The following is a 16,356-nucleotide window of genomic DNA, read 5'->3' as shown; positions in this document are numbered from 1 at the left end:
ACGTATGAGAATATATAAAATAGTAGGAATAGTATTGTCAGCTATGCTTTTGCTAGCTTCCTGTACTAATTCAGGCTTAGAGAAAAAGAAAGTAAAAATAGCCTATGCCAATTGGCTGGAAGGTATTGCCATGAGTCATTTGGCCAAGGTGGTATTGGAAGAGCATGGATATGAGGTTGAATTGCAAAATGCTGATCTTGCCCCTATTTTTGTATCTATGTCAGGAAAGAAATCTGATGTCTTTCTGGATGCATGGTTACCAATAACGATGAAAGATTATATGGATCAGTATGGAGACAGCATCGAATTTTTGGGGGAGGTATATGGAGAAGCCCGTGTAGGACTGGTTGTTCCTCAATATGTTACGATCCAGTCTATTAGTGAGCTGGAAGCTAATAAAGACCGTTTCTCTTCTGAAATAGTAGGAATTGATGCGGGAGCAGGGATAATGAAGACGACCGATAAGGCCATTGCTGCTTACGGACTTGATGGGTATACCCTCATGACTTCAAGTAGTTCCACCATGCTGGCTTCTTTGAAAAAAGCGATGGACAAAGGAGAATGGATTGTCATTACGGGGTGGACACCGCATTGGATGTTCGACCAGTTTGACTTGAAATTCTTGGATGATCCGAAGAAAGTATATGGAGACTTGGAAGAAATACATGCTATTGCATGGAAAGGATTCAGTGAGAAAGATCCGTTTGCTGCCGAATTCTTTGGCAACATTAAACTAACGACAGAAGAACTTAGCTCTTTTATGACAGCTATGAAGGATGCCCGGATGGATGAAGAAGAAATAGCCCGCAAATGGAGGGATGAACATCGGCAGTTGGTGGATAGTTGGATTCCGAAGTCTGAGAATAAATAGATTGGAGCATTGTTATTCTTAATTTTAAATATAAAATAGACATGAACTCTAGTGGGAAAAAGGGAGTATTGTTTATGTTAGACAGAGTTCATACAATAAAAAAAACGGTAATCTTCTACAAGATTACCGTTTTATATTTATAGGGTATTACTATTATTCAGCACCCCAGTTTTCTCTAGCCAAACGTTTGTAGCTGTTGTAACGCCATTTAGCGTTTTCTTCAGCAGCTTTAAACAGTTCTTCAGCTTCAGCAGGATATTGTTTCATTACAGAAGCGTAACGAACTTCACCCTTCAAGAAACCTTGGAAATCTTCCCAGTTCGGTTCTTTGCTATCCAATTGGAATGGGTTCTTGCCTTCTTCTTCCAAAGCCGGGTTGTAACGCCACAAGTGCCAGTAACCGCACTTAACAGCTTTTTCTTCTTCTTCCTGGCTCTTACCCATACCTGCTTTCAGACCGTGGTTGATACATGGAGCGTAAGCGATAATCAAAGATGGTCCCGGATATGCTTCAGCTTCACGGATAGCTTTCAGAGTTTGAGCTTGGTCAGCACCCATAGCGATCTGTGCAACATATACATAACCGTAAGTAGTAGCCATCAGACCGAGGTCTTTCTTACGTACGCGCTTACCAGCAGCAGCGAACTTAGCGATAGCACCTACCGGAGTAGCTTTAGAAGACTGACCACCTGTGTTAGAGTAAACTTCAGTATCCAGAACGAGGATGTTAACGTCCTTACCGGAAGCGATTACATGGTCAAGACCACCGTAACCGATATCGTAAGAAGCACCGTCACCACCAATGATCCACTGGCTGCGTTTTACAAGATATTGTTGCAGTTCAGCGATTTGTTTGCAGTGGTTACATTTATCCTTGTTAGCTTCAACAACCGGAATGATCTTAGCAGCCAATTCCTTAGTCTTGTCCGCATCCAGCATATTGTTGATCCATTCAGCGAACAGTTCTTTTACTTCAGCAGGAGTGCAATCAGCAGCAATAGCCTCGTTCATCACTTTCACGAGACGAGCACGCATCTTTTCGTTAGCCAGTTCCATACCCAAACCGAATTCACAGAAGTCTTCGAACAGTGAGTTAGCCCAAGCAGGACCGTGTCCGTTTTCGTTTGTAGTATACGGAGTAGAAGGAACAGAACCAGAGTAGATAGAAGAACATCCGGTAGCGTTAGCAACCATTTCACGGTCACCGAACAATTGAGAAATCAATTTCACGTATGGAGTTTCACCACAACCAGAGCAAGCGCCGGAGAACTCAAACAACGGAGTAGCGAACTGTGAGTTCTTCACGTTAGCCTTGATATCAACAAGATGTTGTTTAGTCTTCACGTTTTCAGCACAGTAAGTCCAGTTTTCAGCTTGAGCCAATTGGCTTTCGAGGTGTTTCATTGTCAATGCTTTGCCACCCTTCTTCGGATTACCCGGACAGATGTCAGCACAGTTACCGCAACCCAGACAGTCGAGAACGTCCACCTGGATACGGAATGTCATACCGTCGAATGCTTTACCTACAGCTTTCAGTTGTTCGAACTTAGCACCCTTCTGCTCTTCAGCGTCGAGTACGAACGGACGGATAGAAGCGTGAGGACAAACGTATGCACACTTGTTACACTGGATACAGTTTTCCGGATTCCATTCAGGAACGAATGCAGCTACACCACGTTTTTCGTATTTAGCAGTACCTTGATACCAAGTACCGTCTTCGATACCCTTGAATGCAGATACCGGCAACAAGTCACCGTCTTGTGCATTGATCGGACGAACTACTTCGTTGATGAATGCAGGATCGTTGTTTTCAGCTTTTGCGTCATCCGGAAGGTTAGCCCAAGCAGGATCAACAGCCAAAGTCTTGTATTCACCACCACGGTCAACGGCAGCATAGTTCTTGTTAACAACGTCTTCACCCTTCTTGCCGTAAGACTTAACGATGAATTTCTTCATCTGCTCAACAGCTTGTTCTACAGGAATAACGCCTGTGATACGGAAGAATGCAGATTGAAGGATTGTGTTGGTACGGTTACCCAAACCAATTTCCAGTGCAATCTGTGTTGCGTTGATATAGTATACAGAAATGTTGTTCTGTGCAAAATATTTCTTAACCTTGTTAGGCAGGTTCTTAGCCAGTTCTTCACCTTCCCAGATTGTGTTCAGCAAGAAAGAACCGTTCTTACGCAAACCACGAGTTACATCGTACATGTGCAGGTAAGCCTGAACGTGACAAGCAACGAAGTTCGGAGTGTTTACCAAATAAGTAGAACGGATCGGATTATCACCGAAACGCAAGTGAGAACAAGTGAAGCCACCTGACTTCTTAGAGTCATAAGAGAAGTAAGCCTGGCAGTGTTTGTCAGTGTTATCACCGATAATCTTTACAGAGTTCTTGTTAGCACCTACTGTACCGTCAGCACCCAAACCGTAGAATTTAGCTTCGAACATACCTTCGCCGCCTAAAGCGATTTCTTCTTTTTGAGGAAGAGAAGTGAAAGTAACGTCGTCTACGATACCGATAGTGAAGTGGTTCTTCGGCATTGGCATAGCCAAGTTTTCGAATACTGAAAGGATTTGAGCAGGAGTAGTATCTTTTGAACCCAAACCGTAGCGACCGCCAACGATAACCGGAGCATTTTCTGCACCGTAGAAGCAGTCTTTAACGTCAAGGTAAAGAGGTTCGCCGTTAGCACCCGGTTCTTTAGTACGGTCAAGAACTGCGATAGTTTTAGCAGTCTTAGGTACAGCAGCCAAGAAGTGTTTAGCAGAGAACGGACGATACAGGTGTACGGCAACCATACCCACTTTTTCGCCGTTTGCTACCAGGTAGTCGATAGCTTCGCGGGCAGCTTCTGTTACAGAACCCATAGCGATAATTACGCGTTCTGCATCTTCTGCACCATAGTAATCGAACAAACCGTATTTACGACCTGTGATCTTAGAAATTTCATTCATGTATTCTTCTACGATAGCAGGAACTGCTTCATAGTAGTTGTTGCATGATTCACGATGTTGGAAGAAATGGTCAGGATTTTCAGCCATACCACGAGCTACCGGTTTCATCGGGTTCAGTGCGCGGGCACGGAATTCAGCCAAAGCTTTCTGGTCGATCAGCGGAGCAAGATCATCATTTTCCAACATTTCAATCTTTTGGATTTCGTGAGATGTACGGAAACCATCGAAGAAGTTCATGAACGGAACGCGAGATTTGATGGTAGCCAAGTGAGCAACACCAGCCAAATCCATAACTTCCTGTACAGAGCCTTCAGCCAACATAGCAAAGCCAGTCTGACGAGCTGACATTACGTCTTGGTGGTCACCGAAGATACACAATGCGTGAGAAGCCAATGTACGAGCAGATACATGGAATACGCAAGGCAAGAACTCACCGGCAATTTTGTACATGTTAGGGATCATCAGGAGAAGACCCTGGGAAGCAGTGTAAGTAGTAGTCAACGCACCAGCCTGAAGAGAACCGTGAACTGCACCGGCAGCACCACCTTCAGATTGCATTTCCTGTACTAATACTGTTTCGCCGAAGATGTTCTTACGTCCTGCGGCAGCCCATTCGTCTACGTACTCAGCCATAGTCGAAGAAGGAGTGATGGGGTAGATAGCTGCTACTTCAGAGAACATATACGAGATATGCGCTGCAGCCTGGTTACCATCACAAGTGATGAATTTCTTCTGTTTAGTCATAACTAAATTAAATATTTAAGTAAATAAATCTTTTAATATAAAAAGCCGAACATCCAGAGAGGTATCTGGTTGCCCCGACCTATTTCAGCCTTATGCAACGCGTACGTTACATTCGGATTGTTCTTGATCTTTGCGCCTTCCTGGCAAATTTTGAACGGCATTACTTCGTCTACCATAAAAGAGACGTTTTTATCTCCTTTATGTACCTTATGGTCTTTCCATAAAGAATTTGCAAAGAATGTGTCGAGCACATCTTGCTCTTCCACTTTCACCGGATAGATGGAATACATCAGGTTGGAGTTGTGCATCATTATCTTCGAAGGTTTTTTAGGGAATTCTTCCCCTTTCGGATAAACCAGATTAATGAGTCGCGCATCTGCCAGATACTTGATATAGTTCATCACCGTGGCGCGAGATGTCTGTATGTCGCTTGCCAGTTGACTCACATTGGGAGCCTTCGGTCCGTCGACAGCGAGCAAATATAGTAATTTTTTTATCTTTGAAAGATATTTCAGTTCAATTTGTTTGATGAGCAGGATATCTACTTCCACCATCATGTTCATCGTTTTCAGCAAATTCTCCGAAAAGTTACGCTTCTCGAGGAAGAATGGATAGAACCCATGATGCAGGTAATCCTGGAAGTAATCCAGCGGACGAACTTTAGAGAGTACTCCTTTGGCAATCTGTTCGTGAGTGCTAAGAATTTCTTCGAGACTGTAGGCCCTGAATTTCATGCCTGTTTGTAAGTTCAGGTATTCGCGGAAAGAAAATCCGCGCAGGTTATAGCTTTTTGCAATATCACGCAATTCAAGATTTTCCTCTTTCAGTCGCATTACAGATGAGCCGGTAAAGACAATTTTCAAATTAGGAAAACGGTCGTAACACATGCGCAACTCTCTGCTCCATTCCGGGTGTTTGAACACTTGGTCGATCAACAATACTTTTCCGCCACGTTTCTGAAATTCGTTGGCGAAGTCTACAATGCTGTGGCCCGAGAAATAGAAGTTGTTCATGTTGATGAACAGACAGGAACGGTCGTTCCCGAATTTCTCTTTGGCGTATTGGAGAAGGAAAGTGGTTTTTCCTACGCCACGTGTCCCTTTGATACCAATCAGGCGGTCGCTCCAGTCGATCTCGTCCATAAGATCGCGGCGAACGGGGGCATTGGTGTGCTCAACGAGGTAGGCGTGTGTGCGATAGAATGATTCCATTTCAGTTCTTTGTTTTTCGGGTGGCAAATATACTGCTTTTTTTAGGATTTGCAAAGTAGAGATGGCAAAATTGTGAGTTTAATTAGAACTTTCTGTTTATTGTAGCCATTCCTGACTATTTCCTGTATATATTTGCAGAATAAAGTTTTGAATTCGTTTAAAATGACAAAAAAGGCTCTTTATATATTCAATCCGGAACATGATTTGGCGTTAGCCAGCGGTGAAACAAACTATATGGCACCGGCTTCCGCCCGGCAGATGGCATCCGAATTGGCTTTGTTGCCGATGTGGTATGCAGAAGAGGGAAGTGTTGTATTGGCTCCTTCCGCTTATAATCTCGACTATGTGAAGAAGATACAGGAATTATTAGGACTTTCGGTTGATTTGATGACAGAACCTGAACTTGCTTCGGAGCGGAATTTGGATATTCGTCCTTGGGGCTGGGATATAGCAATAAGAAAACGACTGTTGGATTTGGGAGTGGAAGAAAGCGAGCTTCCTTCTATTGAGCAATTGGATAAACTGCGTTTCTGTTCCCATCGTTCCTGCGCTGTGGGATTATTACCACAGCTACAACTGGGAGCCTGTTTTTGTGGAGAGTCTTTTTACCTGACGTTTCCCGAAGAATGGAAGTCATTTGTAGAATCACATGATACTTGTTTACTGAAAGCTCCTTTATCCGGTAGCGGGAAAGGGCTGAACTGGTGCAAAGGTGTATATACTCCTTCTATTTCCGGTTGGTGCTCACGCATTGGCAAACAGCAAGGAGGTGTTATTGGCGAACCTCTATATAATAAGGTGGAAGATTTTGCTATGGAATTTCGTTCTTCGAGTAATGGTCGATTTGGCTTTGCCGGATACTCTCAATTCCGTACGGGTGGAAGTGGGGCGTACGAAGGTAATCTGCTGATTTCAGATGCAGCCATCGAACGGAATCTTTTGGAATATATCCCTGTCGAAGAAATTTATAAATTGCGCGACCGCCTTGAACAAGAATTATCCCTCCGTTTCGGAACCATTTATAATGGTTATTTGGGAGTGGATATGATGATCTGTCGCTTTCCAGAATCTCCTGTTTATCGGATTCATCCTTGCGTGGAAATCAACTTGAGGATGAATATGGGAGTAGTAGCGCGTCATATTTATGACCATTATATCTATCCTACTTCAACAGGAGCTTTTCAAATAAGCTATTACCCTACGGAAGGAACAGCCTGGAGAGCACACAAAGAAATGGAGGAGGCTTATCCTTTGGAAATAGAACAAAGAAGAATAAAATCAGGCTATTTGTCATTGGTGCCGGCTCATAAAAAGAGTAGTTATCGGGCGTGGGTGTTTATCTCAAAAAGCGTGTTTTTGTGATATTATATCGAAGTTATGGTTTCTCGGTGTGAAACTGATAGTTTCATGCAGTGAAACCATTGGTTCCACACCGAGAAACAAAAAGTTTCATTGCATGAAACAAGTAATCACATGCCATGTGACTATCGTTCGCCTTACTTGTTATTGTTAATCATTCCATTCTGGAAAACTGGAATGAAGTAGAACTAGATTATTTTGCTGGGAAGTTCATACCAGTATAGGCATGTTTATTTTACTTCTGTACCGCCGCACTTTCGTTTCCGCAACGGTCAATAGCCGTAACTGCGAAATGTTTCTTAGCATTCCAGGGTAGGATAGGAGCATAGATATAACTTGTCTCCCGAACGCCTTGTGCAACAATGTTCTCCGGGCGATTAGTATCTACTGGAAATTCATTTGATGCATAAATGACATACATCGGATTATTACGCGAATCATTGTCGGTAGCAGCCTGCCACTTTAATTCCGTATATCCATTGTTGATATCAGTAATCTTTAGTTCGGACGGAGCCGTAGGCGGAACATTGTCCAGCCAAGGCATAGGAGGCTGTAAAGCTGGATATGCATAGAAATTCTCAGCCAATTCATCGTAGATACCTTGTGTATTTTCCATAAGATATTTCACCCGGTAATGTCCTTCACCTGCCATTTTCTGACTGCGGATGAAGTTCATCTGACGATCAATTTCGTCACGTGTCCATTTACCCTCATCAGGATGAAGAAAATAAATGCCAAGTCCCGGAACCACCTGTCGTCCGCTACTTTGTTCCTGCCAGTCGAGAGCAAAAGGATAGAAATTGTTTCCTTGGAAATACATCATCGGATAAATCTGGTCCATAATCCCTTCTCCCATCCAGCCTTGTGGGTCCTGATAAACGGTAAAGAAAGCATTCCATCCACGGGAAGGATAACGTGATGTATCCCGGTATTTTCCTACCGGACAGGTACTTACCTTTACCCAAGGCTTCATCGCTTTTACACCTTTATATATATAACGTACAATCTCGGAGATATTATCCCGGCGCCACTGATCCAGCGTACGTCCTTTATTATATCGGCGGAAATCATATTTATCGGGGAAAAGGGGAGCATTCTCCGGATAACGCAGATAGTCAAAATGTACTCCGTCCACATCATAACCGCTTACGACTTCCCGTACCAGTTTCATCAAATACTCTTTCGTAGCCGGATGCCCTGGGTTGAGGAAATATTCACTTTTGTAAGGGACGCAGATATCTTTCATCCGCTTGGTGACGGACTGACTTCCGAGCGAAGCAACATGTTTCTTATTCCCCAGCGGAATAGTTACCATCCAGGCGTGACATTCCATTCCCCGTTTATGACATTCCTCAACGGCGAAAGCCAGTGGATCATAGCCGGGGTTTCCTCCTGTCTTTCCAGTTAAGATTGAATTGAATGGTTCGATTGCTGAAGGATATAATACATCTCCACGTGTACGGGTTTGAAATAGGACAGTGTTGAAGTTGGCAGCCTTCAACTTATCAAGAATATCTATTAATTCTTCTTTCTGTTTGCGGATTGTTTGAGGAGTTGTCGCACGTGTACGAGGCCAATCCAGTCCGTACACCGCTGTGACCCATGCGGCACGAACTTCATGTTTGGGTTGCGCAACCATTGAGAGGAAAGGAAACAAAAGTGAAAGAATGAAAATATATCGATGCATATTCTTTATTTTTTGTTTTAAATCCCTGCAAAGTTAGTAAAAGTGTCGGTATTGTTGGGCTGTTTCGTGAGATTATGTTACATTTGCCAAGCTAAAAAACGACACGCTATGATTACATTTACTCTATGCCTGCTGGCACTGATAGTAGGCTATTTTACGTACGGATGCCTGATGGAACGCGTCTTTGGTCCTGATGACCGTAAAACACCGGCTCTTACAAAGGCTGATGGAGTGGACTATATTCCATTGCCCACTTGGAAGATTTTCATGATTCAATTTCTTAATATTGCCGGATTAGGTCCTATTTTCGGAGCAATCATGGGAGCGAAATTTGGTAGCTCTTCATACTTGTGGATTGTGTTGGGAAGTATTTTTGCGGGTGCAGTGCATGATTATTTTGCCGGAATGCTTTCTTTGCGTAATGGAGGTGAAAGTCTGCCGGAAATAATAGGACGTTATTTGGGACTGACTACCAAGCAGGTGATGAGAGGATTCACTGTCATTTTAATGATTCTGGTGGGGTCGGTTTTCGTTGCGGGGCCTGCCGGACTGTTGGCAAAACTCACTCCGGAAAGTTTGGATGCTACGTTTTGGATTGTGGTTGTATTCCTCTATTATATTTTGGCGACCCTACTTCCTGTTGATAAAATAATAGGTAAAATTTATCCTATATTTGCGGTTGCCTTGTTGTTTATGGCAGTAGGCATTTTGGTGATGCTCTACGTTAACCATCCGGCTTTGCCTGAACTTTGGGATGGTTTGCAAAATACAAATCCCGAAGCAAGTGAGCTTCCTATTTTTCCGATTATGTTTGTGAGTATTGCATGTGGTGCCATTTCGGGTTTTCATGCTACGCAAAGCCCGTTGATGGCACGTTGTATGACCTCGGAACGGCATGGACGTCCGGTGTTTTACGGTGCAATGATTACCGAGGGCATTGTTGCTCTTATTTGGGCTGCTGCCGCTACTTACTTTTTCCATGAAAACGGAATGGAAGAAAGCAATGCTTCCGTTATTGTAGATTCTATAACGAAGGAGTGGCTGGGAGCTGTCGGAGGCGTACTTGCTATTTTGGGAGTGATTGCCGCTCCGATTACTTCGGGTGATACGGCTTTTCGTTCGGCACGTCTGATTGTGGCAGACTTCCTGGGTATGGAACAAAAAAGTATGCGCCGTCGTTTATATATTTGCATTCCGATGTTTGTCCTTGCTATCGGTCTGCTTTTGTATAGCTTGCGTGACGCAAACGGATTTAATATGATATGGCGTTATTTTGCCTGGGCGAATCAGACGCTGGCTGTGTTTACCTTGTGGGCTATAACGGTTTTTCTGGCGGTATCTAAGAAAACTTATATCATCACTTTGATACCGGCACTGTTTATGACATGTGTATGTTCTACTTATATATGTATTGCTCCTGAAGGATTGGGGCTTTCGCATGCAGCTTCCTATGGCGTTGGTATAGCGTGTGTAGTAGTTGCGGCAGTTTGGTTCTATATCTGGATAAGCAAGCAAAAAACAAGAAAATTATCAGAATGAAGAAAATAAGAAAATCGACAGGAGTTGCGCTTGCATTCCTTATTTATGTATCCGTAACAGCGGCTTATTTGTTGCCTCGTAATACGGAAGTCAGCCTGACAGAAAAAATAATTACGGTGGTGGTTTCTTATGTCATCGTCCTCCTTCTTTGGCTGGTGCTTCGAAAAAAGGAACAAATGCGTGAACGCCGCAAAAAAGACGAACAATCTATTCACTTAAAAAAATAAGTTTATGAAGAAATTAGCTTTGGTTCTTTGCTTATTAGCAGTCTCTTTTACTGCGCAGGCACAATTTGAGAAAGGAACGATGATTCTCAACCCTTCTGTGACAGGACTGGATTTTTCTTACAGTAAAAATGATGATGCCAAGTTTGGTATTGGTGCGCAAGCCGGTACATTTTTGGCAGATGGTTTTGCATTGATGGTAAATATTGGAGCAGACTGGTCGCAACCGAAGGATACATATACACTAGGTACAGGAATGCGTTGTTATTTCAATACAACGGGGATTTATCTTGGGGGTGGTTTTGACTGGGAACGGGTCCGTTACAAGGGTGGTAGCCATAACAACGATTGGGGATTGGGCATTGAAGCTGGATATGCGTACTTTCTCTCCAAAACTGTAACGATCGAACCGGCAGTTTATTATAAATGGCGTTTTGATGATTCTGATAATTCACGTTTCGGTGTGAAGATAGGATTCGGGTTCTACTTTTAATTAGCTGTAAATAGGAATTTATATTTCACCACAGAGGACACGGAGGACACAGAGGTTTACTATTTTTATTCACTATAGAATAACACAGAGTCTCACGTATTTATCGCTCTGTTTTACTTACGGAAAAAAGAGAGAAGAACTCTGTATCCTCCGTGGCCTCTGTGGTGAATCCTAAAATTATCATTTATTAGCGGAGTTTTTCTTTTAAGAATTGTCCTGTATAACTTGCTCCGCAGGCGGCAACTTCTTCCGGAGTGCCCACTGCTACGATATTTCCACCCTTATCTCCACCTTCCGGTCCGAGATCGATTACATAATCGGCACATTTGATGACGTCCATGTTATGCTCGATGATAACGATGCTGTGTCCCCGGCGAATCAATGCGTCGAAAGCATCCAGCAGTTTGCGGATATCATGAAAGTGTAATCCTGTAGTCGGTTCGTCAAAGATAAACATCGTTGGGTCAGCTTTCTCCTGACTTAAATAAAATGCGAGTTTGACACGTTGGTTTTCACCACCGGAAAGGGTAGAAGAAGCCTGTCCTAATTTGATATATCCCAGTCCTACGTCCTGCAAAGGAAGTAACTTCTTCACAATTTTCTTCTGTCCATGTTCGTTGAAGAACTCAATCGCTTGGTTGACGGTCATCTCCAATACATCGTAGATGCTTTTATCGTTGAATTTCACTTCCAGCGTGTCGGATTTGAAACGTTTTCCGTGACAAGATTCACACTCCAACACCAAGTCTGCCATAAATTGCATTTCTACAGTAATGGTTCCTTCTCCTTTACACTCTTCGCAACGTCCGCCTTCGCTATTGAAACTGAAGAATCCGGGGGTATATCCCATTTGTTTCGCCAAAGGCTGTTCGGACCATAGTTTGCGGATTTCGTCGTAAGCCTTGATGTAAGTCACCGGATTTGAGCGCGATGATTTGCCAATCGGGTTCTGGTCTACAAATTCTACATTCCGCAGGTCACGCAAACTTCCTCCGATTGAAGTGAATTCTCCCGGTCGGTCACTACATTCGTCTAATTCACGTTTCAATGCCCGGAAGAAAATATCTCTTACCAATGTACTCTTCCCGGAACCGGAAACACCCGTAACAACTGTCATTACATTGAGAGGGATACGTACGTTTACTCCTTTCAGATTATTCTCACGTGCGCCTTTCAATTCTATATAGTTATTCCATGGCCGGCGATGCTTCGGAACGGGTATTTCATCTTCTCCTAAAAGATAACGTACCGTATAACTGTTGCTTCCCTTCTTTAAATCCTTCATATCTCCCTGGTAGACAACTTCTCCACCTAGGCGTCCGGCATTGGGACCTATGTCGATAATGTAATCGGCTGCACGGATAATTTCTTCATCGTGCTCTACCACCACTACCGTATTTCCTAATTGTTGCAGTTGACGCAACACATGGAGCAGACGGTCTGTGTCACGGCTATGCAGTCCGATACTTGGTTCATCGAGAATATAAAGACTACCTACAAGGCTACTTCCCAGCGAGGTTGCCAGATTGATACGCTGGCTCTCTCCACCCGATAAGGAATTACTAAGCCGGTTCAAAGTCAGATAGCCCAAACCTACATCAATTAGAAAACGAATCCGGCTATTTATTTCAACCAGGATACGTCGGGATACGTTGTTGTCGTGTTCGTCCAGTTCCAAATGATCGAAGAATTCCTTCAGCTCTGTGATAGGCAAATCTACCAGTTCGGAAATGTTTTTTCCACCCACTCGTACATATCCGGCTTCCGGTTTCAGGCGGGTGCCGTGGCATTTCGGGCAAAGCGTCTTTCCCCGGTAACGCGCCAGCATCACCCGGTATTGTATCTTATATTGATTCTCTTCCAGCATCTTGAAAAAATCATTGATGCCGTGGAAATATTGGTTGCCCTCCCAAAGTAACCTGCGTTGCGCGTCTGTCAACTCATAATAAGGAGTGAAAATGGGGAAGTCGAATTTCTCCGCATTATGAATTAATTCTTCTTTCCATTCACCCATCTTTTCGCCACGCCAGCATACGATAGCTCCTTCATACACCGATAATGAACGATCCGGAACGACTAAGTGCTCGTCGATGCCGATTACTTTGCCGAATCCTTCGCACGCCGGACAAGCGCCGATAGGCGAGTTGAATGAAAACATCTGGTCGTTCGGTTCTTCAAAGATGATGCCGTCCGCTTCGAATTTAGTGCTGAAAGTATGAAGTTTCGTAGTTCCATCCGATAGAAAAAAACGCAGCATACAGGTTCCGTCGCCTTCATACATGGCTGTTTCGGCAGAATCAGTCAGTCGGCTGATGGCGTCTTTGCTGTTGGCAACAGCCATACGGTCCACCAGTAGATATACTTCATCACCTGCCACAGGCGTATATTCATCAATACGCTTCATCTCACCGTTCACTTCGATACGGTTGAACCCTTGTTTCAGGTCTATCTCCAGTTGCTGTTGCAAGGTGCGGTCTTCACGCAGGCGGATGGGTGTCAGTACCGTATATCTTGTACCTTCCGGGTATGAGAGCATGCAGTTGACAATGTCTTCTGTAGAGTGCTTCTTTACTTCTTGTCCGCTGATGGGGCTATACGTTTTCCCTACCCGTGAATATAACAGGCGTAGATATTCGTAAATTTCAGTCGAGGTGCCCACAGTAGAACGGGGATTGCGGCTGTTCACTTTTTGTTCGATAGCAATGGCGGGAGGAATCCCTTTGATAAAGTCACATTCCGGTTTGCTCATTCGCCCCAGGAACTGGCGCGCATAGCTGCTTAAACTTTCCACGTAGCGGCGTTGTCCTTCTGCGTAGAGCGTATCAAAAGCAAGAGATGATTTTCCCGAACCCGATAATCCGGTGATGACAACAAGCTTGTTGCGGGGAATATCTACATCGATGTTTTTTAGGTTGTTGACGCGTGCGCCTTTGATCGAAATATAGTTGTTTTCTGACATAAAATACTCCTTTTTTATGGTAGTCGGCAAAGTTAGCGAATTTATCGGGAGTTTGTATTATCTTTGCGTCACATTATTACGATTTAAGAATATTATGAAGCTGAAAAACTATCTTTTACTTTTAGCTCTTCTTCTGGTGGTAGGAGTGAGGGCACAGGTGCCATCAGGCAATAAATATCCTAAACGTGAATTCCGTGGAGCGTGGATACAAGCTGTTAACGGTCAGTTTCGTGGCATTCCCACAGAGAGGCTGAAACAAATATTGATTAGTCAGTTGAACTCTCTTCAGGAAGCTGGTATTAACGCAATCATCTTTCAGGTACGCCCTGAAGCGGATGCATTATATGCTTCCCAGCATGAACCGTGGAGTCGTTTTCTGACAGGAACGCAAGGTCAGATGCCTTCTCCTATGTGGGATCCGATGCAGTTTATGATTGAAGAATGTCAGAAACGGAATATGGAGTTTCATGCCTGGATCAATCCTTACCGTGTGAAGACCTCATTAAAAAATAAGTTGGCGCCGGAGCATATTTATCACCAGCATCCGGAATGGTTTGTTACTTATGGCGATCAGCTATATTTCGATCCGGCACTTCCCGAAAGCCGGGAGCATATCTGTAAAATTGTGACCGATATTGTGTCTCGTTATGATGTAGATGCTATTCACATGGATGATTATTTCTATCCTTATCCGGTTAATGGATTGGATTTTCCGGATGATGCAAGTTTCGCCCGTTATGGTGGAGGTTTCACCAATAAGGCAGATTGGCGTCGTAGTAATGTGAATGTGTTGATAAAGAAGCTTCACGAAACGATTCGTGGCATCAAGCCTTGGGTGAAGTTTGGTGTCAGTCCGTTTGGTATCTATCGTAACCAGAAGAGTGACCCGTTGGGAAGTAATACCAATGGCTTGCAAAACTATGATGATCTTTATGCCGATGTACTGCTTTGGGCACGTGAAGGATGGATTGATTATAATATTCCGCAGATTTACTGGGAAATCGGCCATAAAGCGGCTGACTATGAGACATTGGTGAAATGGTGGGCTACTCATTCGGAAAACCGGCCGTTGTTCATTGGCCAGTCGGTGCCAAAGACTGTTCAGTTTGCCGATCCGCAGAATCCTTCTATCAATCAGCTTCCCCGTAAGATGGCTTTGCAACGTGCTTACCAAACAATTGGAGGCAGTTGTCAATGGTATGCGGCAGCTGTTGTTGAGAATCAGGGTAGATATCGCGATGCTTTAATCAGTGAATATCATAAGTATCCGGCTTTGGTCCCAGTCTTTGATTTTATGGATGATAAAGCTCCGGACAAGGTGCGTAAAATGAAAAAGGTATGGACGGAAGACGGCTATATTCTTTTCTGGACTGCTCCGAAAGCCGATACGGAGATGGATAAGGCTGTTAGATATGTAGTCTATCGCTTTGGCAGCAAAGAGAAGGTGAATTTGGACGATCCTTCACATATTGTAGCTATCACCCGCAATCCGTTCTACAAACTTCCTTATGAAACAGGAAAGACAAAATACCGTTATGTAGTGACTGCTTTAGATCGTTTACATAATGAATCGAAATCCGTAAGTAAGAAGTTAAAACTGTAAAGGTATAGAATAAACAACGATAAAACGGTGAACACTCTGCTGAATGATAACGCAGTTTATTCACCGTTTTTTGTTTACTGTTTTTTTGTTTACTGTTCAGCCGCTCGTTATTAATAGAGCAGCAAACCTGCAATACCACAGGCGATAATCATTAATATCGGATTGGCTTTATATTTTCTTGTTCCGATGAATGCAATCAGAAAGATAATGATACTGATAACGAATGAATAAGTATCTTCCGTAGGCGAACCGAAGTTTTCTGCGTTCATTAATACCAACGCAGCGGAGGCGAGTAATCCGACTACTGCCGGGCGTAATCCATTAAAAATAGATTCTACTATCGGATGTTTCTGGTATTTTAGGAAGAATTTACTGATGGTCAACATCAAGATGAAAGAGGGAAGGACTACGGCAAAGGTAGCAATGATGGAACCCCATACGCTACCCGTAGAAGTAAACCCTACATAAGTAGCTGCGTTGATACCAATAGGTCCTGGAGTCATTTGGCTGATTGCGACAATATCCGTGAACTCCTGCGAACTCACCCATCCATAGCGGGTTACCACTTCGCCTTGAATCATGGAAAGCATGGCATAACCGCCACCGAAGCCAAAAAGCCCGATCTTGAAAAATGTATAGAATAACTGTAGGTAAATCATGTGATTAATAATTTATTATATAATAATTTTAGGCATGGATTACACGGAT

Annotated in this window: 11 protein-coding genes; 6 read left to right on the top strand and 5 right to left on the bottom strand. The window is 43.5% G+C overall.

Features of this window, described 5'->3' with window-relative positions; all coding sequences use genetic code 11:
* Positions 1-4 precede the first annotated feature (4 nt).
* Positions 5-871 carry a glycine betaine ABC transporter substrate-binding protein gene (locus tag BSCG_RS24555; RefSeq protein ID WP_004311729.1) on the top strand — a complete coding sequence of 289 codons (867 nt, stop codon included), beginning with the start codon at positions 5-7 and terminating at the stop codon, positions 869-871.
* 153 nt (positions 872-1,024) lie between these two features.
* On the opposite strand, the gene nifJ is transcribed toward BSCG_RS24555, so the two are convergent.
* Together nifJ and BSCG_RS24565 are read right to left on the bottom strand one after the other, a co-directional pair.
* Entirely contained in the window at positions 1,025-4,573 is a 3,549-nt protein-coding gene (gene nifJ / locus BSCG_RS24560; protein ID WP_004311728.1) for a pyruvate:ferredoxin (flavodoxin) oxidoreductase, read from the bottom strand.
* 32 nt (positions 4,574-4,605) lie between these two features.
* On the bottom strand, positions 4,606-5,784 hold the full coding sequence (locus BSCG_RS24565; protein ID WP_004307073.1) for an ATP-binding protein: 1,179 nt from the start codon (positions 5,782-5,784) through the stop codon (positions 4,606-4,608).
* Between the two features lie 162 nt (positions 5,785-5,946).
* Here BSCG_RS24565 and BSCG_RS24570 point away from each other — a divergent pair, with 162 nt between their 5' ends.
* Positions 5,947-7,146, top strand: a complete 1,200-nt coding sequence (locus BSCG_RS24570; protein ID WP_008774804.1) for a hypothetical protein — start codon at positions 5,947-5,949, stop codon at positions 7,144-7,146.
* A 232-nt stretch (positions 7,147-7,378) separates the two neighbouring features.
* On the opposite strand, the gene BSCG_RS24575 is transcribed toward BSCG_RS24570, so the two are convergent.
* On the bottom strand, positions 7,379-8,830 hold the full coding sequence (locus BSCG_RS24575; RefSeq protein ID WP_008774803.1) for a glycoside hydrolase family 10 protein: 1,452 nt from the start codon (positions 8,828-8,830) through the stop codon (positions 7,379-7,381).
* Between the two features lie 108 nt (positions 8,831-8,938).
* On the opposite strand from BSCG_RS24575, the gene BSCG_RS24580 reads away from it, so the two are divergent.
* The 3 genes from BSCG_RS24580 to BSCG_RS24590 are packed head-to-tail and all read left to right on the top strand — an operon-like array spanning position 8,939 to position 11,086.
* Complete coding sequence (locus BSCG_RS24580) at positions 8,939-10,369, top strand: carbon starvation protein A (protein WP_008774802.1); 1,431 nt, start codon at positions 8,939-8,941, stop codon at positions 10,367-10,369.
* On the top strand, positions 10,366-10,596 hold the full coding sequence (locus BSCG_RS24585) for a hypothetical protein (RefSeq protein WP_004327038.1): 231 nt from the start codon (positions 10,366-10,368) through the stop codon (positions 10,594-10,596). The genes BSCG_RS24580 and BSCG_RS24585 overlap by 4 nt, the downstream gene beginning before the upstream one ends.
* Before the next feature lie 4 nt (positions 10,597-10,600).
* The gene (locus BSCG_RS24590) at positions 10,601-11,086 is read left to right on the top strand and encodes an outer membrane beta-barrel protein (RefSeq protein ID WP_004327036.1); all 486 of its coding nucleotides are present in this window, start codon (positions 10,601-10,603) and stop codon (positions 11,084-11,086) included.
* A gap of 187 nt (positions 11,087-11,273) precedes the next feature.
* Here BSCG_RS24590 and uvrA read toward each other — a convergent pair whose 3' ends face one another.
* On the bottom strand, positions 11,274-14,045 hold the full coding sequence (gene uvrA / locus BSCG_RS24595; protein WP_008774801.1) for an excinuclease ABC subunit UvrA: 2,772 nt from the start codon (positions 14,043-14,045) through the stop codon (positions 11,274-11,276).
* Positions 14,046-14,061: 16 nt separating this feature from the next.
* Between uvrA and BSCG_RS24600 the strand changes: the two genes are divergently transcribed.
* Complete coding sequence (locus tag BSCG_RS24600; protein WP_004314180.1) at positions 14,062-15,648, top strand: glycoside hydrolase family 10 protein; 1,587 nt, start codon at positions 14,062-14,064, stop codon at positions 15,646-15,648.
* 110 nt (positions 15,649-15,758) lie between these two features.
* Here the strand turns inward: BSCG_RS24600 and BSCG_RS24605 are convergent, their stop codons facing one another.
* A complete protein-coding gene (locus tag BSCG_RS24605) occupies positions 15,759-16,307 on the bottom strand; it encodes a chromate transporter (RefSeq protein ID WP_004300958.1) in 549 nt (182 codons plus the stop codon).
* Between the last annotated feature and the right edge of the window lie 49 nt (positions 16,308-16,356).

The organism is Bacteroides sp. 2_2_4 (assembly GCF_000157055.1).
GTDB lineage: Bacteria > Bacteroidota > Bacteroidia > Bacteroidales > Bacteroidaceae > Bacteroides > Bacteroides ovatus.
Note: the sequence above shows the minus strand (reverse complement) of the source record. Positions and strands in the feature narration are given on the sequence as shown.